The organism is Streptomyces sp. NPDC005004 (assembly GCF_053600675.1).
The window spans coordinates 1-25180 of record NZ_JBSGAH010000011.1; the positions used below are offsets into that span (position 1 = coordinate 1).

22 protein-coding genes and 1 pseudogene are annotated in these 25180 nt (G+C 73.4%); 12 read left to right on the top strand and 11 right to left on the bottom strand.

Going from position 1 to position 25180, the window contains the following annotated elements; translation table 11 throughout:
* Positions 1-180: 180 nt before the first annotated feature.
* On the bottom strand, positions 181-1695 hold the full coding sequence (locus tag ACWEEU_RS17260) for a leucyl aminopeptidase (RefSeq protein ID WP_385748393.1): 1515 nt from the start codon (positions 1693-1695) through the stop codon (positions 181-183).
* Positions 1696-1972: 277 nt separating this feature from the next.
* A complete protein-coding gene (locus ACWEEU_RS17265) occupies positions 1973-2785 on the bottom strand; it encodes an adenosylcobinamide-GDP ribazoletransferase (protein ID WP_451733167.1) in 813 nt (270 codons plus the stop codon).
* Between the two features lie 103 nt (positions 2786-2888).
* On the opposite strand from ACWEEU_RS17265, the gene ACWEEU_RS17270 reads away from it, so the two are divergent.
* The gene (locus ACWEEU_RS17270; RefSeq protein WP_385748398.1) at positions 2889-3653 is read left to right on the top strand and encodes a hypothetical protein; all 765 of its coding nucleotides are present in this window, start codon (positions 2889-2891) and stop codon (positions 3651-3653) included.
* Here ACWEEU_RS17270 and ACWEEU_RS17275 read toward each other — a convergent pair.
* From ACWEEU_RS17275 to cobT, 3 genes are all read right to left on the bottom strand, one after another.
* Positions 3551-4393 carry a hypothetical protein gene (locus ACWEEU_RS17275; protein ID WP_451733170.1) on the bottom strand — a complete coding sequence of 281 codons (843 nt, stop codon included), beginning with the start codon at positions 4391-4393 and terminating at the stop codon, positions 3551-3553. The two genes, ACWEEU_RS17270 and ACWEEU_RS17275, sit on opposite strands and share 103 nt — an antisense overlap.
* Positions 4394-4403: 10 nt before the next feature.
* Complete coding sequence (locus tag ACWEEU_RS17280; protein ID WP_451733173.1) at positions 4404-6182, bottom strand: phosphatidylglycerol lysyltransferase domain-containing protein; 1779 nt, start codon at positions 6180-6182, stop codon at positions 4404-4406.
* Positions 6183-6256: 74 nt separating this feature from the next.
* Entirely contained in the window at positions 6257-7360 is a 1104-nt protein-coding gene (gene cobT, locus ACWEEU_RS17285; protein WP_451733176.1) for a nicotinate-nucleotide--dimethylbenzimidazole phosphoribosyltransferase, read from the bottom strand.
* A gap of 133 nt (positions 7361-7493) precedes the next feature.
* On the opposite strand from cobT, the gene ACWEEU_RS17290 reads away from it, so the two are divergent.
* Entirely contained in the window at positions 7494-8474 is a 981-nt protein-coding gene (locus ACWEEU_RS17290; protein ID WP_385748408.1) for a class I SAM-dependent methyltransferase, read from the top strand.
* A gap of 33 nt (positions 8475-8507) precedes the next feature.
* Here ACWEEU_RS17290 and ACWEEU_RS17295 read toward each other — a convergent pair whose 3' ends face one another.
* Complete coding sequence (locus tag ACWEEU_RS17295) at positions 8508-9707, bottom strand: bifunctional adenosylcobinamide kinase/adenosylcobinamide-phosphate guanylyltransferase (RefSeq protein WP_385748411.1); 1200 nt, start codon at positions 9705-9707, stop codon at positions 8508-8510.
* Positions 9708-9912: 205 nt separating this feature from the next.
* Here ACWEEU_RS17295 and ACWEEU_RS17300 point away from each other — a divergent pair, with 205 nt between their 5' ends.
* From ACWEEU_RS17300 to ACWEEU_RS17310, 3 genes and pseudogenes are all read left to right on the top strand, one after another.
* Entirely contained in the window at positions 9913-10128 is a 216-nt protein-coding gene (locus ACWEEU_RS17300; protein WP_385748414.1) for a hypothetical protein, read from the top strand.
* Between the two features lie 126 nt (positions 10129-10254).
* A pseudogene (locus tag ACWEEU_RS17305) lies at positions 10255-10793 on the top strand (cysteine hydrolase family protein).
* Positions 10790-11695 carry a GlxA family transcriptional regulator gene (locus ACWEEU_RS17310; RefSeq protein WP_385748420.1) on the top strand — a complete coding sequence of 302 codons (906 nt, stop codon included), beginning with the start codon at positions 10790-10792 and terminating at the stop codon, positions 11693-11695. The pseudogene ACWEEU_RS17305 and the gene ACWEEU_RS17310 overlap by 4 nt, the downstream one beginning before the upstream one ends.
* A 221-nt stretch (positions 11696-11916) precedes the next feature.
* On the opposite strand, the gene ACWEEU_RS17315 is transcribed toward ACWEEU_RS17310, so the two are convergent.
* The 3 genes from ACWEEU_RS17315 to ACWEEU_RS17325 all read right to left on the bottom strand — a co-directional run bounded on the left by ACWEEU_RS17315 (position 11917) and on the right by ACWEEU_RS17325 (position 14515).
* Positions 11917-12984: a S1C family serine protease gene (locus ACWEEU_RS17315; protein WP_385748422.1), complete on the bottom strand. Its 1068-nt coding sequence runs from the start codon at positions 12982-12984 to the stop codon at positions 11917-11919.
* Between the two features lie 86 nt (positions 12985-13070).
* The gene (locus ACWEEU_RS17320; RefSeq protein WP_385748424.1) at positions 13071-13835 is read right to left on the bottom strand and encodes a class I SAM-dependent methyltransferase; all 765 of its coding nucleotides are present in this window, start codon (positions 13833-13835) and stop codon (positions 13071-13073) included.
* 83 nt (positions 13836-13918) lie between these two features.
* On the bottom strand, positions 13919-14515 hold the full coding sequence (locus ACWEEU_RS17325) for a DUF3043 domain-containing protein (RefSeq protein WP_451733183.1): 597 nt from the start codon (positions 14513-14515) through the stop codon (positions 13919-13921).
* Positions 14516-14814: 299 nt separating this feature from the next.
* Between ACWEEU_RS17325 and ACWEEU_RS17330 the strand changes: the two genes are divergently transcribed.
* Complete coding sequence (locus ACWEEU_RS17330) at positions 14815-15591, top strand: PspA/IM30 family protein (protein ID WP_385748428.1); 777 nt, start codon at positions 14815-14817, stop codon at positions 15589-15591.
* A 32-nt stretch (positions 15592-15623) separates the two neighbouring features.
* Positions 15624-15902, top strand: coding sequence for a PspA-associated protein PspAA (pspAA, locus tag ACWEEU_RS17335; RefSeq protein WP_385748431.1), 279 nt, complete (start codon positions 15624-15626; stop codon positions 15900-15902).
* A 30-nt stretch (positions 15903-15932) separates the two neighbouring features.
* On the opposite strand, the gene ACWEEU_RS17340 is transcribed toward pspAA, so the two are convergent.
* Complete coding sequence (locus tag ACWEEU_RS17340; RefSeq protein ID WP_385748433.1) at positions 15933-17324, bottom strand: DUF3616 domain-containing protein; 1392 nt, start codon at positions 17322-17324, stop codon at positions 15933-15935.
* Between the two features lie 234 nt (positions 17325-17558).
* Between ACWEEU_RS17340 and ACWEEU_RS17345 the strand changes: the two genes are divergently transcribed.
* The 4 genes from ACWEEU_RS17345 (at position 17559) to ACWEEU_RS17360 (ending at position 23239) form a co-directional block, all read left to right on the top strand.
* The gene (locus tag ACWEEU_RS17345; protein ID WP_385748435.1) at positions 17559-18779 is read left to right on the top strand and encodes a sensor histidine kinase; all 1221 of its coding nucleotides are present in this window, start codon (positions 17559-17561) and stop codon (positions 18777-18779) included.
* Positions 18776-19453 carry a response regulator gene (locus tag ACWEEU_RS17350; RefSeq protein ID WP_451733188.1) on the top strand — a complete coding sequence of 226 codons (678 nt, stop codon included), beginning with the start codon at positions 18776-18778 and terminating at the stop codon, positions 19451-19453. Before ACWEEU_RS17345 ends, ACWEEU_RS17350 begins: the two co-directional genes overlap by 4 nt.
* A gap of 178 nt (positions 19454-19631) precedes the next feature.
* Positions 19632-22748, top strand: coding sequence for an efflux RND transporter permease subunit (locus ACWEEU_RS17355; protein ID WP_451733191.1), 3117 nt, complete (start codon positions 19632-19634; stop codon positions 22746-22748).
* 128 nt (positions 22749-22876) lie between these two features.
* Positions 22877-23239 carry a hypothetical protein gene (locus ACWEEU_RS17360; RefSeq protein ID WP_451733194.1) on the top strand — a complete coding sequence of 121 codons (363 nt, stop codon included), beginning with the start codon at positions 22877-22879 and terminating at the stop codon, positions 23237-23239.
* A 70-nt stretch (positions 23240-23309) separates the two neighbouring features.
* Here ACWEEU_RS17360 and nadA read toward each other — a convergent pair whose 3' ends face one another.
* Positions 23310-24494: a quinolinate synthase NadA gene (nadA, locus tag ACWEEU_RS17365; protein WP_451733197.1), complete on the bottom strand. Its 1185-nt coding sequence runs from the start codon at positions 24492-24494 to the stop codon at positions 23310-23312.
* A gap of 270 nt (positions 24495-24764) precedes the next feature.
* Between nadA and erpA the strand changes: the two genes are divergently transcribed.
* A complete protein-coding gene (gene erpA / locus ACWEEU_RS17370) occupies positions 24765-25121 on the top strand; it encodes an iron-sulfur cluster insertion protein ErpA (RefSeq protein WP_451733200.1) in 357 nt (118 codons plus the stop codon).
* Positions 25122-25180 lie beyond the last annotated feature (59 nt).

Sequence of the window (25180 nt, forward strand, 5' to 3'; positions counted from 1 at the left end):
CCTCCTTTATCTACACGTTCTCTGACCACCTTTTCCCCTCCTCGCCGCTCTTCGGTTATGTGCTCGCGGGGCCGCGCGCCCCTCGGGTGCACCGGCACGGCCCTCACCTGGGGCTGAGCGGTGTCAGAGGTGGTGCGAGGGGCGCGGTGCCGGACCGCGCCCCCTGCTCCGGTGGGCGGTTCAGCCCAGGTCGCCGTCGGCGGTCAGCTCAGCGAGCCGAACCAGGGTGCGGACCGCGGTACCGGTGCCGCCCTTCGGGGTGTAGCCGAAGGGGCCGCCCTCGTTGAAGGCCGGGCCCGCGATGTCCAGGTGCGCCCAGGTGATGCCCTCGCCGACGAACTCGCGCAGGAACAGACCGGCGACCAGGCCGCCGCCCATGCGCTCGCCCATGTTCGCGATGTCGGCGACGGGGGAGTCCATGCCCTTGCGCAGGTGCTCGGGGAGCGGCATCTGCCAGGCCGGCTCGCCGACCTCCTCGGCCATGTCGTGCAGCGAGGCGCGGAAGGCGTCGTCGTTCGCCATGATGCCGAAGGTGCGGCTGCCGAGCGCCAGCACCATGGCGCCGGTGAGCGTGGCCACGTCCACGATCGCGTCCGGCTCCTCGGCCGAGGCGGCCCACAGCGCGTCCGCGAGGACCAGACGGCCCTCGGCGTCGGTGTTGAGCACCTCGACGGTCTTGCCGCTGTACATGCGCAGCACGTCGCCCGGGCGGACGGCGGAGCCCGACGGCATGTTCTCGGCGAGCGCCAGCCAGCCGGTCACGTTGACCTTGAGGCCGAGGCGGGCGGCGGAGACGACCGCGGCGAACACGGCGGCGGCGCCGGCCATGTCGCACTTCATCGTCTCGTTGTGCCCGGCGGGCTTGAGGGAGATGCCGCCCGAGTCGTAGGTGATGCCCTTGCCGACGAAGGCGAGGTGCTTGTCGGCCTCGGGGTGCGTGTAGGCCAGCTTGACCAGGCGCGGGGTGGCGGCGGAGCCGCCGCCGACGCCCATGATGCCGCCGTAGCCGCCCTCGACCAGGGCCGCGTCGTCGAGCACCTCGATCTCGAGGCCGTGCTCGTCGGCGGCGGCGCGCGCGATGGCCGCGAAGGCGGCGGGGTCGAGGTCGTTCGGCGGGGTGTTGACCAGGTCGCGGGCGCGGTTCAGCTCCTCGCTGACCGCGACGGCGCGGGCCAGCGCCGCGTCGTGGTCGTCGCCGCCGTCGGTGAGCACGACGGCCTCGCCCAGCGGGGCGTTCCTGGCGTCGCCGTCCTCGGCCTTCTCCTTGTACGCGTCGAAGGCGTAGGCGCCGAGCAGCGCGCCCTCGGCGATCGCGGCGACGGCACCGGGGCCGTCCACGGGCAGCGCGAACGCGGCCTTGCCGGTCCCGGCGAGACCGCGCGCGGCCACACCGGCGGCGCGGCGCAGGGTCTCGGCGTCGTACCCGTCCTCCGCCTCGGGCTCGGCGCCCAGGCCCACCGCCACCAGGAGGGGGGCCTCGAAGCCCGCCGGGGCGGGCAGCTTCGTCAGCTCGCCCTCGGCACCCGAGGCGCCGAGGGTCTCCAGGACGCCGGGCAGCGCGCCGTCGTACGCCTCGACGACGGACTCGGCGCCGGGCGCCACGACGGGGCCCGCGCCGGCCTTGGCGACACCGATCACGATCGCGTCGGCGCTCAGGCCGGGCGCCGCGGCGGTGCTGAGAGTCAGAGCAGTCACGGTGGTGAAATCTCGCTTCCGATGTGAAGTTGCAGTGGCCGTTTGCGTTCCTCGGCCGCCCGGTGGGGCGGCCTCACGCAAAAGGGGTGGGTCGACCGGGCCCGAGAGCCGACCCTAGGCCCAGCGCTGGACCACTTCGGCAACCGGGGTCTCCACTCCGTCGGCGAACACCCGCCACGAGAGTACGCGCGTGCGCCCGCTCGCTCATTCCTTCGGGCGGCCACCCGAACGTGGCCTTCCCTCCGCCCGCGGGCAACTGCGCACCTCCGCAGGGCGGTTACCCCGCTCCGCCCAGTGCGAGCACGACCAGAACCGTCGTCGCCGCCGTCTCCGCGAGGGCGCCGAACACGTCCCCGGTGACCCCGCCGAAGCGCCGGACGCAGCGGCGCAGCAGGAGTTCGGCGGCGCCGAGGGCGAACAGGACGGCCACCGCCGCGTGGACGGCACCCCACGCGCCGAGGGCCGCGCCGCAGCCCGCCGCGAACAGGGCGCACCCCGTCGCGACCGCCCCCGCGCTCCGCGCCGGGACCACTCCGGCGACCGCCGCCCCCAGCCCCTCCGGGCGGGCGGCCGGCACCCCGGCGCGGGCGGCCAGGGTGAGCGCGAGCCGGGCGGCGAGCGCCGAGACGACCGCGGCGACCGCGCCCCGGGTCCAGGAGGTGCCGTAGAGCTGGGCCAGGACGGCCACCTGGGCGAGCAGCACCAGGAGCAGGGTGAGCACGCCGAAGGGTCCGATGTCCGACTGCTTCATGATCCGCAGCGCGTCCTCGGCGGGCTTGCCGCTGCCGAGCCCGTCGGCCGTGTCGGCGAGCCCGTCCAGGTGCAGACCCCGCGTCAGCACCGCCGGAACGGCGACCGAGGCGACGGCGGCGAGCAGGGGTCCCGCGCCGAGCGGCAGGAGCAGGAGCCCGAGCGCCGCAGCGCAGAGACCGACGGCAAGCCCGGCGACGGGAGCGCACGTCATGCCCGCGCGCGCCGCCTCCCGGTCCCAGCGGCGCACGCGTACGGGCAGCACGGTGAGGGTGCCGAAGGCGAAGCGGAGCCCGTCGAGCGGGGCTGGAGCGGGAGCGGCGGCGGGGGTCTCGGACATCGGCGCAGGCTATCGGGCGCGCGAGAGCGGTCGCCGGGGCCGTGCCCGCGGGCGCCGCGCGGTCTGAGCCGCTCGCCCGGGACAACAGGGATAAAGTGCGCACATGGGGCACTGGTGGGAGCGGAACATCCTGGAACCGGGCAAGCTTCCGCTGCTGCTGGCCCTCGCCGCCTTCGTGACCACCTTCGTCGTGACCCGGGTCGTCACCCGGCTGATCCGCGCCGGGAAGGGCCCGTTCGGCAACGTCAGCGCCGGCGGGCTGCACATCCACCACGTGGTGCCCGGGATCGTCCTCACCCTCGTCGGCGGGTTCGGCGCCGTCGCCAGCGACCGGCACGGCTTCGGGGGCGCGCTCGCGGCCGTGGTCTTCGGGATCGGCGCGGGGCTGGTGCTCGACGAGTTCGCGCTGATCCTGCATCTGGACGACGTCTACTGGACCGCCGAGGGCCGCAAGAGCGTCGAGGTCGTCGTGCTGACCGCCGCGCTGGTCGGGCTGCTCCTCGCGGGTTTCTCCCCGTTCGGCGTCAACGACCTCACCCACGACGAACTCCAGGACCGCGGCGGGGTCATCGCCACCATCGCGGTGAACTTCTTCTTCTCGCTGGTCGCGCTCAGCAAGGGCAAGGCCCGTGTCGCGATCTTCGGCGCCATCGTGCCCCTGCTCGCCCTCGCGGGCGCGATCCGGCTGGCCCGTCCCTCCTCGCCGTGGGCCCGCCGGTTCTACGTCCACCGCCCCCGCGCCCGCGCCCGGGCCCTGCTGCGCGCCTACCGCCACGACCGCCGCTGGGCCGGTCCCCGCCGTGCCCTCCAGGACTGGATCGGCGGCAAACCCGACCCGAGCCCGGCCCGTCTCCCGCGCGGCAACTGACAGGGCGTCCGGCCAGGTGCTGTGCCTGAGGGGACCTCCCGGCCGGAGGCCGGTGGAGTCGCGGGCCCGCGAAGACCGGGGAGACGCCCCCTACGGCCCCTGTACCGGACCCGCACCGCCGAGGCGGCCGACAGCGCGCCCGTCGCCAGCAGTGCCGCCAGATGCTCCTTGCCCGCCAGATTGTCCTTGGCCAGGACCTCCGCCACTATCGCGACGAGCACCAGGACCGCCGTCGTCCGGGCGCCGTATCGGGCCGCCACGAAGACCGCGAGGCCGACCACGGCCGCCGACGGGCCGGTGTCGACCACCAGGGCGTCGGAGGCGGGCAGCCCCAGCGGGGAGTGCGGGCCGAGCGCGATGCCGAGGCGGGCGTAGAGGGTGCCGGCGAGGGTGGCGGCGTAGGCGACGGTGAGGGTCCGCAGGCGGCCCAGGCAGATCTCCGCGATGCCGAACACGCACAGGATCTGCGCCAGCGCGCCCCACACCGGCAGGTCGAGCGCGGGCACGAAGAGGGAGAGCGGGGTGCGCAGCAGGGCCAGCCACCAGGTGTCCTGGGCGCGCACCGCGCCCGCCGCCTCCACCGCGCGGAAGCCCCAGGGCTGGTTCTGGACGTACTGGAGGAGCGCGGTCAGGGCCACCGCCGCGAGCGTCATCGGGATCGCGGGCAGGCCGCCCCGCGCGCGCAGGGCGCCGTACAGCGGCCCCCACTCGGCGCGGGCCCACCGGACCGCGCGGCTCACCTGCGGGTCCTCACCTGTGGGTCTCCAGATGTCTGCGGTGCAGCCACTTGGGCAGCCCCGGCGCCTCCAGGAAGCCCTCGGCGCGGGCCGAGGCCAGCGCGATGCGGGGCAGGTCCGCGCTCTTCTCGAAGAGCAGGAAGCGCGGCTCCCAGATCGGGCGGTACTTGGCGTTGGCCCGGTACAGCGACTCGATCTGCCACCAGCGGGAGAAGAAGCTCAGCAGCGACCGCCACAGCCGCAGCACCGGACCCGCGCCGAGCCGCGAGCCCCGCTCGAACACCGAGCGGAACATGGCGAAGTTGAGGGAGACCTGGGTGACCCCGAACTCCCGCGCCTCCTGCAGCAGATCGATGACCATGAACTCCATCAGCCCGTTGTCGGAGCCCCGGTCACGGCGCATCAGGTCCAGTGAGAGACCGCCCGGACCCCAGGGCACGAAGGACAGCAGCGCCCGCAGCCGCCCCTCGGCGTCCACGCACTCCAGCATCACGCACCGGCCGTCCTCGGGGTCCGCCAGCCGCCCGAGCGCCATACTGAAGCCGCGCTCGGTGGCACCGTCGCGCCAGTCGTCGGCCCGCTTCACGAGGTACGCCATCTCGTCGGCCGGAATGTCCTCGTGGCGCCGTACCCGCACCCGGTACCCGGCCCGCCGCACCCGGTTGTACGCCTGGCGGACCGTGCGCATCGCGCGGCCCTCCAGAGTGAAGTCCGCGACCTCCACGATCGCCTCGTCGCCCAGTTCCAGCGCGTCCAGGCCGTGCCGTGCGTAGACGGTCCCGGCCTCCTCGCTCGCGCCCATCACCGCCGGGATCCAGCCGTGCGCCCGAGCCTCGGCCAGCCAGGGCGCGATGGCGCCGGGCCACGCCTCCGGGTCGCCCAGCGGATCGCCCGAGGCGAGACTGACCCCGCCCACCACGCGGTAGGCGACGGCCGCCTTGCCGGTGGGGGACCACACCACGCTCTTCTCCCGGCGCAGCGCGAAGTAGCCGAGGGAGTCCCGCTCGCCGTGCCGGTCGAGCAGCTCGCGCAGCCGCTTCTCGTCGTCCTCGGTGAGCGGGTCGACCGCGCGCCGGGAGCGGAACGCGGCGTAGAGGACGGCGAGCAGCAGGGCGGTGCTGAGCACGTTGATGCTGACGTTCGCCCAGTTGGGCGGGTCGATGCCGGGGAAGCTGGACTCCTCGGCGGCGACCGAGATCAGCCGCAGGGTGCCGTAGTGCCACCGCTCCAGGAAGGTCGAACTCGCCGCGTCCGGCGCCTGGTTGGTGACCGTCACCACGAGCCCGGCAAGGAGCGAGGCGGCGAGTCCGCCCCCGCCGGCCACGGTCGCGGCGAGCCGGGGGTTGGACCGGTCACCCTTGGCGTAGAACTCCCGGCGGCCGGTGAGCAGCGCGGCGACGAAGGCGGCCGTGAGGACCAGCGAGACCCAGTTCTGCGCGGAGCCGTGGATCTCCGGGAAGACCATGGCGAAGGCGAACAGCGCGAGGAACACCCCGCTGAGCACCAGGTTGAGAATCCACGCCGCCCGCTTGCGCCGCCGCATGGTGATCGCCAGGAACGCGGTGAACACCCCGGAGGCGAAACCCGCCGTCAGCAGGTACGGCGTGAACAGGTTCTCCTGGTTGTGGCGGCGCACGTCCTGGCCCAGCGACACCCACACCGCGCTGAGGAAGTTGACGAACGCGACGGCCCGCAGGTACCAGACCGCGCACGCGGCGGCCCGGCGGGACCGGCCGCCAAACCGCCGCCCGGGCTCGGTCTGCGGGTCCACGGCGATTCGGGCGTCTCCCATGACGGACGATCATATGGGCGCCAAAGCCGTGAAACGCGCTCATCGGCGGGTGGCAGCCCCCGACGGCCCGGGGTTCACTCCTCGGGCCGCGCGCTCTCCCCGGCCGAAGCCTCTTCGGCCCCGGTCGCCTCGGCCTTCACCTCCGGCAGCTCGGCCGCGAGCGCGGCGGCGGCCCGCACCAGCGGCAGCGCGAGCAGCGCGCCCACGCCCTCGCCGACCCGCACGCCCTGGTCGAGCAGCGGCTCCAGGGCCATCCGGTCCAGCGCCTTGGCCTGGCCCGGCTCGCCGCTGAGGTGGCCCGCGAGCCACCAGTCGGGCGCCCGGAAGGCGACGCGCTGTCCGACCAGCGCGCACGCCGCGGCCACCACGCCGTCCAAGATCACCGGCAGCTTGCGTACCGCGCTCTGGAGCAGGAAGCCGGTCATCGCCGCCAGGTCCGCGCCGCCCACCGTCGCGAGCAGCTGGAGCTGGTCCCCGAGCACCGGCCGGGCCCGGCGCAGCGCGTCGCGGACCGCGGCGCACTTGCGCATCCAGGCCAGGTCGTCGATGGCGATGCCACCACGCCCGGTCACCACGGAGGCGTCCGTCCCGCACAGCGCGGCGATCAGCGCCGCGGCAGCCGTCGTACCGCCCACGCTCAGATCGCCGAGCACCACCAGGTCCGTGCCCGAGTCCGCCTCCTCGTCCGCGACGGCGACTCCCGCGCGGAAGGCCGCCTCGGCCTCGTCCAGGGTCAGCGCGTCCTCGACGTCGATCCGGCCGCTGCCGCGCCGCACCCGGTGCCGGACCACCTCCGCCGGGAAGGCGTCCGGCCCGGTGTCCACGGAGAGGTCCACGACGCGTACCGGGACGTCGAGACGGCGGGCCAGCACCGCCACCGGGCTCGCGCCCTCCAGCACGCCCCGCACCAGCTCCCCGGCAGTGCCCGCGGGCCGGCCCGAGACGTCGAGGGCGGCGACGCCGTGGTCACCGGCGAAGAGCACCACGCGCGGCCGCTCGATCTGCCGCACCGGCACGGTGCCCCGCGCGGCCGCGAGCCACTCACCCAGTTCGTCCAGGCGCCCGAGCGAACCGGGCGCGACCGCCAGGCGCTCCCGGCGGGCCTCGGCCTCGCGGCGCACCGCACCGTCCGGGCGCTCGATCAGATCGGAGAACTCGTCCAGATCAATCCTGCTCATTCGCGGAACAGTACCGTCCACGCTCCGCCGCTTCCGCGCCACACCGGAAGCCCGTCACCGGCACGTCGTTGCGCCCAAGATCGGTATCCCATACGTTCCGGTTTACCGCGAAATGCCGTACAGGGAGCCGCCCATGCAGCCCTCGCCACCCGCCCCGCAGTCCACCGACGGATTCTCCGGACCGCTCCGCGCGGACTGTCCCTGGTGCGGCTCCCCGAGGCTGCGCACCCGGTTGCGCGCCCCCGACCCGCTGCGGGAGCGCCCCGGGGTCTTCGGGCTCGACGAGTGCGCCGACTGCGCCCACACCTTCCAGAACCCCCGGCTCGCCGCCGACGACCTCGCCGCGGACGAACGGGACCCCTGCGAGAGACATCTGGACCAGATCGCCGCCCGCGCGCTGTCCCCGCGCACCGTCCACCGCCGCCACCGCGCCACCGCCCGCGCCCTGACCTGCCTCGCCGACCCCGAGAGCTGGCTCGACGTGGGCACCGGCGACGGCCGCTTCCCCGAGGCCGCCAAGGAGTTCTTCCCCTACACGAGCTTCGACGGCCTCGACCCCACCGCCCGCGTCGACAAGGCCCGCGCCGCGGGGCGGATCGAGGAGGCCCACCGGGGTCTCCTGACCACCCCGGGCGTCACGGAGCGGCTGCGCGCCCGCTACGACGTGGTCAGCATGTTCCACCACCTGGAGCACGTCCCCGATCCGCGCGCCGAACTGCGCGCCGCCCTCACGGTGCTGCGCCCCGGCGGCCATCTCGTCCTCGAAGTCCCGGACCCGGCCAGCGCGTTCGCCGCACTGCTCGGCAAGTGGTGGCTCCCGCACGGCCAGCCGCGCCACCTCCACCTGCCCCCGCCGGCCAACCTCCGCGCCGAACTGACCGAACGGGGCTGCGCCATCGTCACCACCGACCGCGCCGCGGCACATCTGTCGTACGACCTCACGGCCGCGCTCTCCCTGGCCCTCGCCCACGTTCCGCCGCCCCTGCGCAGGGTCACGTCCCCGGCGCTGACGGCCGCCGCCGGAGCGGAGCTGCTGCTCTCCCCGCTGACCCGGCGCACCCGCTTCGCCAACGCCTGCCGGGTGGTGGCCCGCAAGGAGGGCACCCCCGGCTGACCCCCGGCTCCCCCCCCGTCCGGTACGCGGAGGCTAGCCCCGCAGCACCAGCGCCTGACCCGCCACCACAAGGAGCACCTGCTCGCACTCGGCCGCGAACGCGGCGTTCAGACGGCCGAGTTCGTCGCGGTAGCGGCGGCCCGAGGCGGTGGCCGGGACGATGCCCGAGCCCACCTCGTTCGACACCGCCACCACCGTGCGGCGCGCGTCGCGCACCGCCGCCACCAGTTCCCGCACCCGCTCGCGCAGCGCCTTCTCGCCGCCGTCCGCCCACTCGGCGTCGTCCCACGCCCCGACCGCGTCCATGGCGTCCGTCAGCCACAGCGACAGACAGTCGATCAGCACCGGCGGCCCCTCCTCGGCCAGCACCGGCACCAGATCCGTCGTCTCCGTCGTACGCCACGACCCCGGCCGCCGCTCGCGGTGCGCCGCGACCCGCTGCGCCCATTCGGAGTCGCCGCCGCGCGTGCCGCCGGTGGCGACGTACAGCACGTCGGGGAACGCCTCCAGGCGGCGCTCCGCCTCCACCGACTTGCCCGAGCGGGCGCCGCCGAGGACCAGCGTCCTGCGGGGCACGTCCGGCACCTCCTCGTACGCCCCCACGGCCAGCGTCGTACCGTCCGGCACCGCGCGCGCCCCGGCCGCCGCGAGCCGCCGGGCGACCTCCGCGCCCTGCGGCACGTCGTGGTCGAGATGGACGGCCACCACGTCCGTCGTCGGACCGACCGCCCCGGCCGCGCGCAGCCGGGCCAGCGCGTCCGGGCGGCCCACCACGTCGGCCAGCACCAGGTGGTACGCCAGGGTCGGGGCTTCCAGCCCCGCGGGGAAGCCGCCCGGCGGCAGATACAGCAGCCGCTGCCCGTCCGGCCCGGTCACCGCGTACCCGGTGCCGCCCGCGTCCATGGCCAGCGCGCGCACCCGGTGCCCGGTCAGCAGGGTCAGCTCGCGGCCGTCCGGCACCCGCACCGGCTGGGGCAGCCCGGCTGGCACCTCCACGGCCGGTCCGTCGTGCGGATGGGAGAGCAGCACCTGGCGCACCCCGCCCAGCGAGTGTCCCGCGCGCGCCGCCGCGAAGGCCGCGCCGGGGGTGAGGTCGAGCAGCAGCGCGTCGTCCACGAGCAGCGCGGTCGCCGCCCGCGCGTCCGGCCCGAGGGCGGTCGCGCACACGGCACAGGGGCAGTCGGGCCGGGGCAGTCCCGGCGGGGCACCGGTGCCGAGCAGAGTGACGTCCACGGACCGATTTTCACCCGCCCGCGCGGCTCCCGCGCCCCGGTGCCCCCGACGACGCGGTGACGCGGGGCGTGCCGGCGCCCCGGCCGGGCGCCCTGGCCGGGGCGCGAGGAGGCGGTGCCCTGGCCGGGTGATGATCCACGATCTCCTGTGACCGGCGCCGCCGAGCGCATACGCTGCCCGCAGCGTCGGATCGAAGGAGGCCCGCATGGCGGCATGGACGTGGCGGTTCGAGAAGGCCGACGGGACGGAGGTCCCGCCCGCGGTCGAGCCGGAGGAGTTCACCACGCAAGGGGACGCCGAGTCCTGGATCGGCGAGCACTGGAAGGCGCTCCTGGAGGGCGGCGCCGAGCAGGTGCGGCTGTTCGAGGAGAGCACCGAGATCTACGGCCCGATGAGCCTGAACGCGGAACAGACCGCGTAACCCGCTCACCCGTCAGGTCCCGGCGCGCCCGGGACCTGACACCCTCCCCGCCCTGACCGGATCGTTCCGCACCCGGCCCCGATCGTGTCTGCCGCGGCCGTGTATCCCCAGGTCAGACTGGACGGCATGAAGCGAGCACTCGTCGTCATCGATGTCCAGGAATCCTTCCGCGCCCGTCCGCTGTGGAAGGAGATCGGCAACCCCGAGATCGCCGAGCCGGTGAACCGGCTCGTCCGGCTCGCCCGCGACCTGGGCGACCTCGTCGTCTGGGTGCTGCACACCGAGCCCGGCAGCGGCGACGTCTTCGACCCGGACCTCGGACACGTACGGCTCCTGGAGGAGCTGGAGCAGCCGCTGCCCGGGGAGCCGGTGCTGCGCAAGACCGCGCACAACGCCTTCACCACCACCAACCTCCAGCAACTGCTGACCGAGGCGGGCGTGGGGGAGCTGTGGGTGTGCGGCATCCGCACCGAACAGTGCGTCGAGACCACCGCCCGGCTCGGCAGCGACCTCGGCTACGAGATCGTCTTCGTGGCCGACGCGACCACCACCAACCCCATCGGGGACTGGGCGTCGACGCGATCATGGAGCGCACCCAGGCCGTCCTGCGCGACCGCTTCGCCCGCATCGCCACCGTCGCGGAGCTGGCAGCATCGCCCGTATGACCCGCGTCGTCTTCGTCCTGCTGCCCGACGTCCACCTCCTCGACCTCGCCGGACCGGCCCAGGTCTTCTCCACGGCGGCGAGCTTCGGGCAGCGCTACACCCTCGACTACGTCGCCGAGCATCCGCAGGTCACCAGCGCGCAGGGGCTTCCGCTCACGGCCCGCACCGAGTGGCCCTCCCTCGGCCCCGAGGACCTGGTCGTCGTACCGGGCTGGCGCGCTCCCACCCTGCGCGGCGGCCCCGCGCCCGGCGCCGCCCTGGTCGAGCGGCTGCGCGCGCACCACGCGGCGGGCGGCACCGTCGCCAGCGTGTGCGCCGGGGCGGAGGCGCTCGGCAGGGCCGGGCTGCTCGACGGGCGCCGCTGTACGACCCACCACGCGCTCCAGGACGAACTCGCCGCCCGTCACCCCCGGGCCACCGTCGTCCGGGACGTGCTCTTCACCACCGACGACCGCGTGGTCACCTCCGCGGGCATCGCCAGCGGCATCGATCTCGCGCTGCATCTGCTGGCGGTGCGGCACGGGCCCGCTCTCGCCGCACGGGTCGCTCGCGAGATGGTGATCTTTGCGCGGCGCAACGGGGACGAACCGCAGGCCAGCGCGATGCTGCGGCACCGGGGGCACCTGGACGACACGGCGCATCGGGTGCAGGACCTGATCGACGCGCGGTTCGCCGAGCGGTTGCCGTTGGATCTCCTCGCCGCGCACGCCGGGGTCAGCGCGCGGACGCTCACGCGGGTGTTCGGCCGGGCCACGGGGCTCACGCCGCTGCGGTACCAGCAGGCGTTGCGGGTCGAGCGGGCCGAGCATCTGATGGGGCACGGGGCGACCGTGGAGTCGGCGGCACGGGAAGTCGGTTTCGACGACGCGAGGATGCTGCGCAGGCTTCGGCGGGGTGCGTGATCGTCGTCTTGCGGGTGCGGGTTCGTCGTGGCTTGTCGCGCAGTTCCCCGCGCCCCTGGGGAGTCGTGGCTTGGCCAGTGAGGATGCGGCTCGGGTTTCGGCGGGGCGTCTGATCGCCGTTGTGGTTTCGGTCCTCGCGCGGGTTTCTGGCCGTCGTGGCTTGTCGCGCAGTTCCCCGCGCCCCTGAAAGACTCGTGGCTCGGGCGGGATTTCAAGGTGCCTCACTGTTCGCCCAGGGTGACCTCCGCTGTTCCCTCGGTGCCGTTGCGCTGGTAGGTCACCTTCACCCGCTGGCCCGGCTTGTCCGCCGCCAGGGCTTCCGCCAGGGCCGTCACCGAGGTGATCGTGGTGGTGTCGAGGCGGGTGATGACGTCGCCGGTGCGGAGGCCGGCCCGGGCGGCGGGGCCGCCGGGGGTGACGGTGACGACGGCCGCGCCGACCGGGCGGTAGCTGTCGTCCACCACCGTGCGGGCGCTGATGCCGAGGGCGGCCCGGCCGGAGTCGGTGACCTTGCCGTGCTCCACGATCTGGCCGGCGACCGTGCGCACCAGGGACGACGGGATGGCGAAGCCGATGCCGGGTGCCGCACCGCCGCCCATCCCGGGGTCGGCGGCGCCGAGCGTGGGGATGCCGACGACCTGGCCGTCCAGGTTCACCAGCGCGCCCCCGCTGTTGCCCGGGTTGATCGCGGCGGAGGTCTGCACCATGTTGGCGATGGTCGCGCCCGTCCCCCCGCCCTCGTCGCCCTCGCTGACCGTCCGTCCGGTCGCGGAGACGATGCCCTGCGTCACGCTGGAGGACAGCCCGAACGGCGATCCCATCGCCAGCACGATCTGACCCACCTGCACCGTGGCCGAGTCCGCGAACACCGCCGGCTTCAGCCCGGCCGGCACCCGGTCCAGCTTGATCACCGCGAGGTCCTGGTCGGGGTAGGAGTAGACGAGGCTCGCGGTGAGCTGTTCCTCACTGCTGGCCGTCGTCACCTTGAAGGTCTTCTCCGAGCCGACCACGTGCGCGTTGGTGACGATGTGCCCCTGGGTGTCGAAGACGACCCCCGAGCCGAGATCCCGGCTCGCCTGGATCTGTACGACCGACGGCAGGGCTTCCTTGATCACCCGCTGGTACTGGTCCTGGAGCTGGTTCGACACCTCGGGCACCGCGGCCCGCGCGGCCGACGGCTCCGCCGGGGCGGTGACCGGCGCCGAACAGCCGGAGCCGAGGACGGCGGAACACGCCAGCGCGGCGGCCGGGGCCACCCGGCCGAGGGCGCGGGTACGGGAAGCGTCCATGCCCCGAGTCTGAGCGCGCGGGACCCGTACCGGCCCGCCGGATACGCCCGAACGGGCTCGGCCCGCACCCCGCACGGCCAACGGGCTCAGCCCCGCACCCCGCACAGGTGCAGCAGCGCCGCGACCCCCCGGTAGGGGTCCGTACGTCCCGCCCGCTCCTCCACGTCGAGCAGTCCGGGCACATCGGTGGCCGGGTACGAGGACGCCGGGGCAGTCGCCGGGTCGTCCGCGTCGGCGAGGTCGGTGAAGACGCCCACGCCGTACCAGGCGTGCAGCGGGGCGGCGATTCCGTCGAGGGTGGCGGTCAGCACCGCCAGGCGCTCGGCGCGGCCCCGGGGGCGAGGCTGCTCGGCCGGGCTCTCGCCGTCGGCCTCGGAGCGCGAGCGCGGCAGCAGGGCGGTGGCGTCGAGCGCGGCGAGGGCGGCCGTCCAGTCACCGGCAAGACCCGGCCGCATGGCGAGCGCGTCGCCGTTGCGCACCAGCAGGGAGAGCAGACCGCCCGGCGCGAGCATCCTCGCCAGACCCGCGATCAGCGGATCGGGCTCCTCCACCCGCATCAGCAGACCGTGGCAGAGGACCACGTCGAAGCTGCCCGGCAGGAAGTGCACGCCCGTGTCCCGCCCGTCGCCGTGCACCAGCCGGACCCGCTCGCGCACGCCCTCCGGCTCGGCGGCCAGGTTCGCGCGCGCCGCCGCGATCACCACCGGGTCGTTCTCGACCCCGGTGACGTGATGGCCGAGCCGGGCCAGCCTGAGCGCGCCCGCGCCCCGGCCCGTGCCCACGTCGAGGACGCGCAGCCGCCGTCCCAGGGAGTAACGCGCCCGGAGCTGCTCGTCGAGCTGCCGGGTCACCAGTTCATGGCGCAGGAGGTCACGCGGAACGCCCGGTCCGCCCGGCCGGAGCCCGGCGGCGGCCCGGGGAGCTGCGTCTGCGCTCAGGGTCGCTCTCCGCGCTTGACCTGCGGCTTGGGCAGCCGGAGCCGGCGCATCTGGAGCGAACGCATCAGGCCGTACGCCACCGCGCCCCTGCGGTTGTCGTTCGGGAAGCGCTGGGCCAGCGCCTTGCGCAGCCGGACGCCGCTCCAGACCGAGTCGAGCACGATGGCCACGATCACGACCAGCCACAGGATGAGCGCGATGCTCTGCAGCGCGGGCACCCGCACGACGCTGAGCACCAGGATCACGATGGCCGAGGGCAGGAAGTACTCCGCGACATTGATCCGCGAGTCCACCCAGTCACGGGCGAACTTCCGGATCGGGCCCTTGTCACGGGCGGGCAGGTACCGCTCGTCGCCGCCGGCCAGCGCCTTGCGCTGCCGCTCGAGAGCGGCCCGGCGCTCCTCGCGCTGGCGCTTGGCCGCGTCCTTGCGGTTCGTGGGCGTACTGGCCACGCTGCGCCGCTGGGACTGGGCCTCACTGCGCTTGGGCGTGGGCCTGCCCTTCGGGGCCTGCGGGTCACGGGTCTGCTTGGAGAGGGTCACCTGCGCCTTGTCGGCGGGGGCCTTCTCTTCCTTGGCACGGCTACGGAACACAAAACCCAAGGGTACGGGCTTCGCGGCATGGACCCCAGCCCTCTGGGGAACGATCCGGCAACACCCGGCGTCTGTAGCAGGGACCGCACCGGGGGAAACGGGGGACGAACGGGGCGCCGCCCGGGGATCACCTACTCCTCACGCCGGAGCGGGGGCGTCCGCCCTCGTCCCTGGGGAGGAGAGCATGAGCTCCCGAACGGTGCGGTAATGGAGGCAGGGCCCGTACTGTGGGTTCTGTCGCAGGATCGGTGAGCCGGAGTTCCGTCAGAAGGGGGCGCGCGAAGCCCATGAGCGGTGTCATGAAGCGTATGGGGATGATCTTCCGCGCGAAGGCGAACAAGGCCCTTGACCGGGCCGAGGACCCGCGCGAGACCCTCGACTACTCGTACCAGAAGCAGTTGGAGCTGCTCCAGAAGGTGCGCCGGGGCGTCGCCGACGTGGCGACCTCCCGCAAGCGCCTGGAGCTCCAGCTCAACCAGTTGCAGCAGCAGTCCGGGAAGCTGGAGGACCAGGGCCGCAAGGCGCTCGCGCTCGGCCGCGAGGACCTGGCCCGCGAGGCGCTCTCCCGCCGTGCCGCCCTCCAGCAGCAGGTCACCGACCTGGAGACGCAGCACGCCACGCTCCAGGGCGAGGAGGAGAAGCTGACGCTCGCCGCCCAGCGCCTCCAGGCCAAGGTGGACGCCTTCCGCACCAAGAAGGAGACCATCAAGGCCACCTACACCGCCGCCCAGGCGCAGACCCGCATCGGCGAGGCGTTCTCCGGCATCTCCGAGGAGATGGGCGACGTGGGCCTCGCCATCCAGCGCGCCGAGGACAAGACCGCCCAGCTCCAGGCCCGCGCCGGTGCCATCGACGAGCTGCTCGCCTCCGGCGCCCTGGACGACCAGTCCGGCATGGCCAAGGACGACATCCAGGCCGAGCTGGACCGCCTCTCCGGCGGCTCGGACGTCGAGCTGGAGCTGCAGCGCATGAAGGCCGAGCTGGCCGGGGGCTCCCCGCAGCAGGCCATCGAGGGCGGCACCGGCCAGGCGCAGGACCGGCGGTCGCAGGACACCCCGCGCTTCGACAAGCAGTAGCCCGCCGCCGGGACCGAGCCGAGGAGGCCGACGTGATCGTACGGATCATGGGCGAGGGCCAGGTGCGTGTGGACGACGCGCACTTCACCGAGCTGAACAAGCTGGACGACGAGCTGCTGGCCGAGGTGGAGAGCGGTGACGAGGCGGGCTTCCGCCGCACCCTCACCGCCCTCCTCGACGCCGTCCGGAGCTTCGGCACCCCGCTGCCGGACGACGCCCTGGAGCCCTCCGAGCTGATCCTGCCCGCCCCGGACGCCACTCTGGAGGAGGTCCGGGAGCTGCTCGGGGACGACGGACTGATCCCGGGCTGACCGGCCGGCCGGCCCGGGACGTCGGGGACGTCAGTTCAGCGTGAACCACGTGGTGCGGGACTTCTGCCACTCCGGGTGGGAGAGGTCCTTCGCCGCGACGCCGTCGCCGTAGAGGTCGGCGCTGCCGTCGTCGGTGATCAGCTGCACCCGGCCGCCGGGCACCGACAGGTCGGGCGTGGTCACGATGGACTCCCAGCCGCCCGCGTCCGCCGTCGGCAGGTCCAGCGCCTTCACCGGCTGGTGGCCTGCCACGCCGTCCCACCGGTAGAGGGCGTAGGGCGCGCTGTTGTCCTCCGCCGCCCAGGACCCGGCCAGGATCAGATACTGCCCCTGGTCGTTACGGCGCAGATCCCGCACCGACAGACCGCCGAGGTCCAGCTCGACCGGGGTGCCGAACGTCGCCTTCGTGCCGCGCGCCACCTGGTCCAGGTTCGTCACCGGCACCAGCAGCGCCTTCCCGCCCGTCTGCGGCGGGACCAGCGGGGCGCGAAAGCCCAGGTAGGCGGTGGTCGTGGAGCCGGGTGCGAACTCCAGGCCCTCCACGTTGAGGCCGTCGATCTGCTTCGGGGTCTGCCCGTCGGCGGTGGCGGCGGCGAACCCGTACCGGTCGCCGTTCGCCCGGTCCCAGGCCACCAGGTCGTCCCGGAGCCGGTGGCCCGCCGTCCCGAAGGTCACCGAGGTCGCCGCGCCGGAGCCGGAGAGCGTGGTGGTGAAGAGGGTGTTCCGGGCGGGCTTGTACTCGCCGTCCTTGTTGTTGCCGAGCGAGCCGGTCCAGTAGACGGTGTTCCCGACACGGGTGCCGCCCTCGACGTCCACCTCCTTGTCGGTCCCCAGCGCACTGCTCAGATCCCAGCTCCTGACCGGCGCCCCGGAGACCGAACCGTCGTACAGGCGCAGGGTGTTGTCCTCGTCGTTGGCGACCAGGAGACAGCCGTCACCGGCGTCCACGGCGGCCGAGGCGTCCGACGCGCCGGTCAGATAGCGGGCGTCCGCCGAGTGCTGGACGGCAGGGGAGGCCGCGTAGTGCAGGGTCGCGGTGGCCGTCTTGCCGCCGAGCCCGGTCACCTTCAGGGTGAGGTCGGTGTACCCCTGCGCGCGGGCGGTCACGGCGACCGTGCGGGTCCCGTCCGAGCCCGTGACCCGCACGTCTCCCGTGCCCGCCACCGACGACCTGCTCGACTGGCCGGCGGCCACCGTGAGGTCGGAGGCGCTCGCACCGCTCTGCGCGACCGTCGCCGTGACGACCGGGTCCCCGCTCGCGCCGACCGCGCCCGACAGATACCCGGCCGACAGCTTGATCGTCGGCGTCCCGTAGCTCGCGGCCGCCGCCGGAGCGGTCGGCAGCAGCGGGGCCGCCGCCGACACCAGCGCGAGCGCGGCGACCGTCCAGGCGGTGCGCGGGGACGAGGGGTGAGGGCGCACGGAGGCCGCCTTTCGTCGACTGGACGCGTCCGGCCGCCGGGGCACGGACGCCGAGCAGAAGGCTGGGCCGGTACGGCCAACACCAGGCGTCCGTCATGGATACCCAGGGCGAACACCGACCGACACCTGACGGTCCGTGGCCGGCGGTCGGCTGGCCCCGGACCGGCCGCGGCGAGCCCCGGCCGGTCCGGGGACCGATTCCCGTACCCCGCCCGGCGCCCGTACTGTTCACCGGTGAGCACTCTCCAACGCGCCCGGTACGGGGCGCAGGCCCACCCCCTCGCACTGGACGCCGTCCTCGCCGGTCTGGTGCTGCTGTGCATGATCGGCGGCTCCTTCGCCTCGCCGCACGGCGAGCACGGGGTCGCCTGGGGCGAGCGGGCCCCGGACCCGCTGAGCCTGGTCCTGATGGTCGTCGGCGCCGTGGCGCTGGTGCTGCGCCGCCGCGCGCCCATGGCCGTCCTCGCCGTCACCGGCGTCTGCTCGCTCGTCGAGTGCGTCACCGGCGACCCGCGTGCCCCCGTCGTGATGTGCGCCGTCGTCGCCCTCTACACCGTGGCCTCCACCACGGGCCGGGCCACCACCTGGCGGGTCGCGCTGCTGGTGATGGCCGTGCTGACCGCCGCCGCCATGCTCGCCGGGCCGCTGCCCTGGTACGCGCAGGAGAACCTCGCGATCATCGCCTGGACCGGCATCGGGGCCACCGCGGGCGACGCCGTGCGCAGCCACCGCGCCTTCGTGCAGGCCATACGGGAACGCGCCGAACGCGCCGAACGCACCCGCGAGGAGGAGGCCCGCCGCCGGGTCGCCGAGGAGCGGCTGCGCATCGCCCGCGAGCTGCACGACGTGGTCGCCCACCACATCGCCCTGGTCAACGTGCAGGCCGGGGTCGCCGCCCACGTCATGGACCGGCGCCCCGACCAGGCCAAGGAGGCCCTCGCCCACGTCCGCTCCGCCAGCCGCTCCGCGCTCGGGGAACTGCGCGCCACCGTCGGTCTGCTGCGCCAGTCCGGCGACCCCGCCGCCCCCACCGAACCCGCCCCCGGTCTCAACCGCCTCGACGAACTGGCCGGCACCTTCCGCAGCGCCGGGCTCCCGGTGGAGGTCGCCCGCGCCGACCAGGACACCGAACTGCCCGCCACCGTCGACCTCGCCGCCTACCGGATCGTCCAGGAGGCCCTGACCAATGCCCAGAAGCACGCGGGAACCGGTGCCAAGGCCGAGGTCAGCGTCGTACGGGTGGGACCGAACATCGAGGTCAGCGTGCTGGACAACGGCCCCGGCGTCACCAGCGCGCCCGGCGGGGGCGGCGGGCACGGGCTGCTCGGGATGCGCGAGCGGGTCACCGCGCTCGGCGGCACCCTGACCACCGGACCCCGCTTCGGGGGCGGCTTCCGCGTCCATGCCATCCTGCCGGTCAAGACCCGTACGTCCGACCGGGAGGAGTCCGCGTGACCATCCGCGTCCTGCTCGCCGACGACCAGGCGCTGCTGCGCAGCGCGTTCCGGGTGCTGGTGGAGTCCGAGCCCGGCATGGCCGTCGTGGGGGAGGCGTCCGACGGGGCCGAGGCGGTACGGCTGGCCAAGGAGCGCGCCGCCGACGTGGTCCTCATGGACATCCGGATGCCCGGCACCGACGGACTCGCCGCCACCCGCATGATCGGCGCCGACCCTGACCTCGCCGGGGTCCGCGTGGTCATCCTGACCACGTTCGAGGTGGACGACTACGTGGTGGAGGCGCTGCGCGCGGGCGCCTCGGGATTCCTCGGCAAGGGCAGCGAGCCCGAGGAACTGCTCGCCGCGATCCGGCTGGCCGCCGACGGCGAGGCGCTGCTCTCCCCGGCCGCCACCAAGGGACTGATCGCCCGCTTCCTCGCCCAGGCCGGCACCGCCGCCCCCGACCCGGTCCGCCTCGCCCGCCTCGACGCGCTCACCGGGCGTGAGCGCGAGGTGCTGGTCCAGGTGGCCGGCGGGCTCAGCAACGACGAGATCGCCGAGCGCCTGGAGGTCAGCCCGCTGACCGTGAAGACGCACGTCAACCGGGCCATGGCCAAGCTCGGCGCCCGCGACCGGGCCCAGCTCGTGGTCATCGCCTACGAGTCCGGGCTGGTACGTCCCCGGACGGAGTGACCTCCACCCGCGTGTACTGCGCGTGGAGTAGGAGCCGGGTAAGAGACGGGACCTGGGACCTACGGAGCCGGGTCCGGCCATGGGCCAGGGTATGGAGTGGGCGCCTTTTCCGTGCCCGCCCAAGCTTCTGCGCCCGTCCCAGCAGCTTCTGCCGCTCACAGAAGAGAGACCCTGTCCCATGTCCTGGCTGTCCCGGTTCAGCCTCAAACAGCGGGCCCTCGTCGGCCTGGTGTCGCTCGTCGCGCTGCTCTTCGGAGCCATCGCGATACCCCAGATCAAACAGCAGCTCCTGCCCACCATCGACCTGCCGATGGTGTCGGTGATCGCGCCGTACCAGGGCGCCTCGCCCGACGTGGTCGAGAAGCAGGTCGTCGAGCCCATCGAGAACAACCTCCAGGGCGTCGACGGCATCACCGGTGTCACCTCCACCGCCTCCGAGGGCAACGCCGTGATCATGGCGTCCTTCGACTACGGCAACGACACCAAGCGGCTCGTCACCGACGTGCAGCAGGCCGTGAACCGGGCGCGGGGCCAGCTCCCGGACAGCGTCGACCCGCAGGTCATCTCCGGCTCCACCGACGACATGCCCACCGTCGTCCTCGCCGCGTCCTCCGGCCAGGACCAGCAGGCGCTCGCCGACAAGCTGGACCGCACGGTCGTCCCCGCGCTGAAGGACATCGACGGCGTCGGCCGCGTCCAGGTCACCGGCGTCCGTGACGTCCAGGTGGCCGTCACCCCGGACGACGCCAGGCTCGCCAAGGCCGGTCTCACCCCCGCCGCGCTGGTCCCCGCGCTGCAGGCGGGCGGCGCGACCGTCCCGGCCGGGTCCTTCGACGAGAACGGCGCCAACCGCACCGTCCAGGTCGGCGGCGGCTACACCTCGCTGGCGCAGATCAAGGACCTGATGGTCACCGGCGAGCCCGGCGCCAAGCCCGTACGCCTCGGTGACGTGGCCAAGGTCGAGGAGCGCCCGGCGCCGTCGGACTCCCTCACCCGCACCGACGGGCGGCCGAGCCTGGCCGTCAACGTCACCATGGACCACGACGGCAGCGCCGTCGCCATCTCCCAGGCCGTCAAGGACAAGCTGCCGAAGCTCCGTACCGACCTCGGCTCGGACGCGAAGCTGACCGTGGTCAGCGACCAGGGTCCGGCGGTCTCCAAGGCCATCGACGGCCTGACCACCGAGGGCGCGCTCGGTCTGCTCTTCGCGGTCCTGGTGATCCTGGTCTTCCTGGCCTCGGTCCGTTCCACGCTGGTGACGGCGGTCTCCATCCCGCTGTCCGTGGTCCTCGCGCTGATCGTGCTGTGGACGCGCGGGCTGTCCCTGAACATGCTCACCCTGGGCGCGCTGACCATCGCCATCGGCCGGGTCGTGGACGACTCGATCGTGGTCCTGGAGAACATCAAGCGTCACCTCGGCTACGGCGAGGAGCGCGGCCAGGCCATCATCGGCGCGGTGCGCGAGGTGGCCGGAGCGGTCACCTCCTCGACCCTCACCACGGTCGCCGTCTTCCTGCCGATCGGCCTGGTCGGCGGCATGGTGGGCGCCCTGTTCGGCTCCTTCAGCATCACCGTGACGGCGGCCCTGCTGGCCTCGCTGCTGGTGTCGCTGACGGTCGTGCCGGTGCTGTCGTACTGGTTCCTGCGCGCCCCGAAGGGCACCCCCGAGGACGCCGAGGAGGCGCGCCGCCGGGCCGAGGAGAAGGAGAACAACAGCCGTCTCCAGCGTGCGTACGTCCCGGTCCTGCGGTTCGCGACCCGGCGCCGTCTGACCAGTGTGCTGATCGCGGTGGTCGTGCTGCTCGGCACCTTCGGGATGTCCGGGCTGCTGAAGACGAACTTCTTCGACCAGGGCGAGCAGCAGGTGCTCACCGTCAAGCAGACGCTGAAGCCCGGCACCAGCCTCGAGGCGACCGACGCGCAGGCCAAGCGGGTGGAGAAGCTGCTCGGCTCGGTCAAGGGGGTCAAGGACTACCAGGTCACCATCGGCTCCTCCGGCTTCATGGCGGCCTTCGGCGGCGGCACCGACACCAACCAGGCGTCGTACCAGGTCATGCTGAAGGACGGGGCGTCCTTCGCCGACGTGCAGAAGCACCTCTCGGACGGGCTCGCCAAGCTCGACGGCATCGGCACGACCACCGTGTCCGGCGGCGACAGCTTCGGCAACCAGGACCTCAGCGTCGTGGTCAAGGCGGCCGACCCGGCCACCCTGAAGACCGCCGCCGCGAAGGTCCGCTCCACCGTGGCGGCCCTGGACCACGTCACCGACGTGACCAGCGACCTCTCGCAGAGCGTGCCGCGCATCTCGGTCAAGGCCAACGACAAGGCGGCCGCCGCCGGGTTCGACCAGCAGAAGCTGGGCGGCGCCGTCGCGCAGGCCGTACGCGGCACCCCCGCGGGCAAGGCGATCCTGGACGACACCGAGCGCGACATCGTGGTGCGCTCGGCCAAGCCCGCGACCACGCTGGCCCAGCTCGAGAACCTGAACCTGGGCCGGGTCGAGCTCGGTGACATCGCGACCGTCAAGCTGGTCGACGGGCCCGTGTCGATGACCCGGATCGACGGCCAGCGCGCCGCGACGATCAAGGGCCGGCCGACCGGGGACAACACCGGTGCGGTCAGCAGCCAGCTCCAGGCCAAGCTCAAGACGCTGAAGCTCCCGGCGGGCGCCACGGCCGAGATCGGCGGTGTCTCCTCCGACCAGGACGACGCGTTCAAGAACCTCGGTCTGGCCATGCTGGCGGCCATCGCGATCGTGTTCATGCTGCTGGTGGCGACGTTCCGCTCGCTGGCCCAGCCGCTGATCCTGCTGGTCTCCATCCCGTTCGCGGCGACCGGCGCGCTCGGTCTCCTCATCGTCACCGGCACCCCGATGGGCGTCCCGGCGATGATCGGCATGTTGATGCTGATCGGCATCGTGGTGACCAACGCGATCGTGCTGATCGACCTGATCAACCAGTACCGGTCCCAGGGCTACGGCGTCGTCGAGGCCGTGATCGAGGGCGGCCGCCACCGGCTGCGCCCGATCCTCATGACGGCCCTGGCGACGATCTTCGCCCTGCTCCCCATGGCCCTCGGCGTCACCGGCCAGGGCGGTTTCATCGCCCAGCCCCTCGCGGTCGTGGTCATCGGCGGCCTGATCACCTCCACCCTCCTCACCCTCCTCCTGGTGCCGACGCTCTACGCGATGCTCGAACTCCGCAAGGAACGCCGCGCGGCCAGGAAGACGGCGAAGAAGGCGGACCCGACGGAGCCGGAGTCCTCGGCGGACGAGCCGGAGCCGGTGAAGGTGTAACCGACCGGTTCTCGGCGGCCAGGGGCCCGGAGCGCACACCCCGTGCACTCCGGGCCCCTGCCCTTTCCCCAGGTCACAATGGTGCGGCAGACCCCGGGGAGGGGCCATGAGCCGAGGGAGGAGCCCACATGGGAGTGCTCGACTGGCGGCGGCGACGCCGGGCGAACGCGGCGATCGACCGGATCACCGACGCGGTGGGCAGGGGGGAGACGCTGCTGGCGGACGCGATCGCCTACGTCAGGGACGGGGAGCCCGCCACGATCCCGGGGGTCGCGGAGTGCTGCGAGGAGCACTTCCACTTCAGGGCGGACGCGGAACCGGCGTTCGGGCCCGGGGGCTGGTCCGTCCCGAGGTCGCTGATCGGGTGCGTGCAGGAGGGCGCGGCGCCGGGGGAGTTGGTGGTGACCTTCGATCCGCCGGCCGGCTTCCGCGCCGTCGTGGTCACGCCCGTGCTGCACGCGGACAAGTGGCGGGCGCTTGACCCCAACTGACACGCGCACGCGAGGGGCCCGGAAGACACGGGATGTGCCTTCCGGGCCCCTCGCCGAACGTCGTCGCCGGCTACGGCAGCGCCAGCATCCGTTCCAGGGCCAGCTTCGCGAACGCCTCCGTCTCGCGGTCCACCTCGATGCGGTTGACCAGGGTGCCCTCGGCGAGGGACTCCAGGGTCCAGACCAGGTGGGGGAGGTCGATGCGGTTCATGGTGGAGCAGAAGCAGACCGTGCGGTCGAGGAAGACGATCTCCTTGTCCTCGGCCGCGAAACGATTCGCCAGGCGGCGGACGAGGTTCAGCTCGGTGCCGATGGCCCACTTGGAGCCGGCCGGGGCCGCCTCCAGGGTCTTGATGATGTGCTCCGTCGAGCCGACGTGGTCGGCGGCGGCCACGACCTCGTACCGGCACTCGGGGTGGACCAGCACGTTGATGCCGGGCACCCGCGCGCGGACGTCCTCGACCGACTCCAGGGTGAAGCGGCCGTGCACGGAGCAGTGGCCCCGCCACAGGATCATCTTGGCGTCACGCAACTGCTGGGCCGTGAGCCCGCCGTTCGGCTTGTGCGGGTTGTAGACGACGCAGTCCTCAAGGGACATGCCCATCTCGCGCACGGCGGTGTTGCGCCCGAGGTGCTGGTCGGGCAGGAACAGCACCTTCTCGCCCTGCTCGAAGGCCCAGTCCAGGGCCCGCTTGGCGTTGGACGACGTACAGATCGTGCCGCCGTGCTTGCCGGTGAACGCCTTGATGTCGGCCGAGGAGTTCATGTAGGACACCGGCACGACCTGCTCGGCCACGCCCGCCTCGGTCAGCACGTCCCAGCACTCGGCGACCTGCTCGGCCGTCGCCATGTCGGCCATGGAGCAGCCGGCCGCGAGGTCGGGCAGGACGACCTTCTGGTCGTCGGAGGTGAGGATGTCGGCCGACTCCGCCATGAAGTGCACACCGCAGAAGACGATGTACTCGGCCTCCGGACGCGCGGCGGCGTCCCGGGCCAGCTTGAAGGAGTCGCCCGTGACGTCCGCGAACTGGATGACCTCGTCACGCTGGTAGTGGTGGCCGAGGACGAAGACCTTGTTCCCGAGCTTCGCCTTCGCGGCGCGGGCGCGCTCGACGAGGTCCGGGTCGGAGGGCGCGGGCAGATCGCCGGGGCATTCGACGCCCCGCTCGCTCTTCGGGTCGGCGCCGCGGCCGAGCAACAGCAGGGCGAGCGGAGACGGCTGGACGTCGAGCTGCGGGGTCTGGGCGGTGGTCACGACACCTACCCTTTCTAGTTTTCGTCTAACTGACGCTATCTATCATAACCGCTTCACGTCACTTTGACGATGGCGATAGCGTCCATGTGACGTGAATCCCGGCATGGTCCGGGTCCCGGGACCGGGCCGCTGTCCCCCCTTCCGGCCGTGTGCGAGCATGAGAAGAGAAGCAGAACGCGGCAACGCGCCCGCCCGGCCCGGAATGAATCGGCCGACGCGCCGGTTGCACTCCTCGAAAAGCAGTCTCCGTACGACTTGGGAGAGATGTAGATGTCCGTATCGGACGAGACCAGCACCGTCACCGACGGCATCGTCCTGACCGACGCCGCCGCGTCGAAGGTCAAGGCCCTGCTCGACCAGGAAGGCCGTGACGACCTCGCCCTGCGCGTCGCCGTCCAGCCCGGCGGCTGCTCCGGCCTGCGCTACCAGCTCTTCTTCGACGAGCGCGCCCTCGACGGCGACGTCGTGAAGGACTTCGACGGCGTCAAGGTCGTGACCGACCGCATGAGCGCCCCGTACCTGGGCGGCGCCACCATCGACTTCGTGGACACGATCGAGAAGCAGGGCTTCACGATCGACAACCCGAACGCGACGGGCTCCTGCGCCTGCGGCGACTCCTTCAGCTAAGCGGTCCGGCCCGACCGGCCCGACGCACGAGGCGGCGGCCCCCGATCCGGGGGTCCGCC

Coding starts and splice junctions, on each gene's coding strand:
- ACWEEU_RS17310 (WP_385748420.1), top strand. CDS start 10,790: ATGACCCGCGTCGTCTTCGTCCTGCTGCCCGACGTCCACCTCCTCGAC.
- ACWEEU_RS17300 (WP_385748414.1), top strand. CDS start 9,913: ATGGCGGCATGGACGTGGCGGTTCGAGAAGGCCGACGGGACGGAGGTC.
- ACWEEU_RS17360 (WP_451733194.1), top strand. CDS start 22,877: ATGGGAGTGCTCGACTGGCGGCGGCGACGCCGGGCGAACGCGGCGATC.
- ACWEEU_RS17315 (WP_385748422.1), bottom strand. CDS start 12,984: ATGGACGCTTCCCGTACCCGCGCCCTCGGCCGGGTGGCCCCGGCCGCC.
- erpA (WP_451733200.1), top strand. CDS start 24,765: ATGTCCGTATCGGACGAGACCAGCACCGTCACCGACGGCATCGTCCTG.
- ACWEEU_RS17265 (WP_451733167.1), bottom strand. CDS start 2,785: ATGTCCGAGACCCCCGCCGCCGCTCCCGCTCCAGCCCCGCTCGACGGG.
- ACWEEU_RS17290 (WP_385748408.1), top strand. CDS start 7,494: ATGCAGCCCTCGCCACCCGCCCCGCAGTCCACCGACGGATTCTCCGGA.
- cobT (WP_451733176.1), bottom strand. CDS start 7,360: ATGAGCAGGATTGATCTGGACGAGTTCTCCGATCTGATCGAGCGCCCG.
- ACWEEU_RS17270 (WP_385748398.1), top strand. CDS start 2,889: ATGGGGCACTGGTGGGAGCGGAACATCCTGGAACCGGGCAAGCTTCCG.
- ACWEEU_RS17355 (WP_451733191.1), top strand. CDS start 19,632: ATGTCCTGGCTGTCCCGGTTCAGCCTCAAACAGCGGGCCCTCGTCGGC.
- ACWEEU_RS17330 (WP_385748428.1), top strand. CDS start 14,815: ATGAAGCGTATGGGGATGATCTTCCGCGCGAAGGCGAACAAGGCCCTT.
- ACWEEU_RS17280 (WP_451733173.1), bottom strand. CDS start 6,182: ATGGGAGACGCCCGAATCGCCGTGGACCCGCAGACCGAGCCCGGGCGG.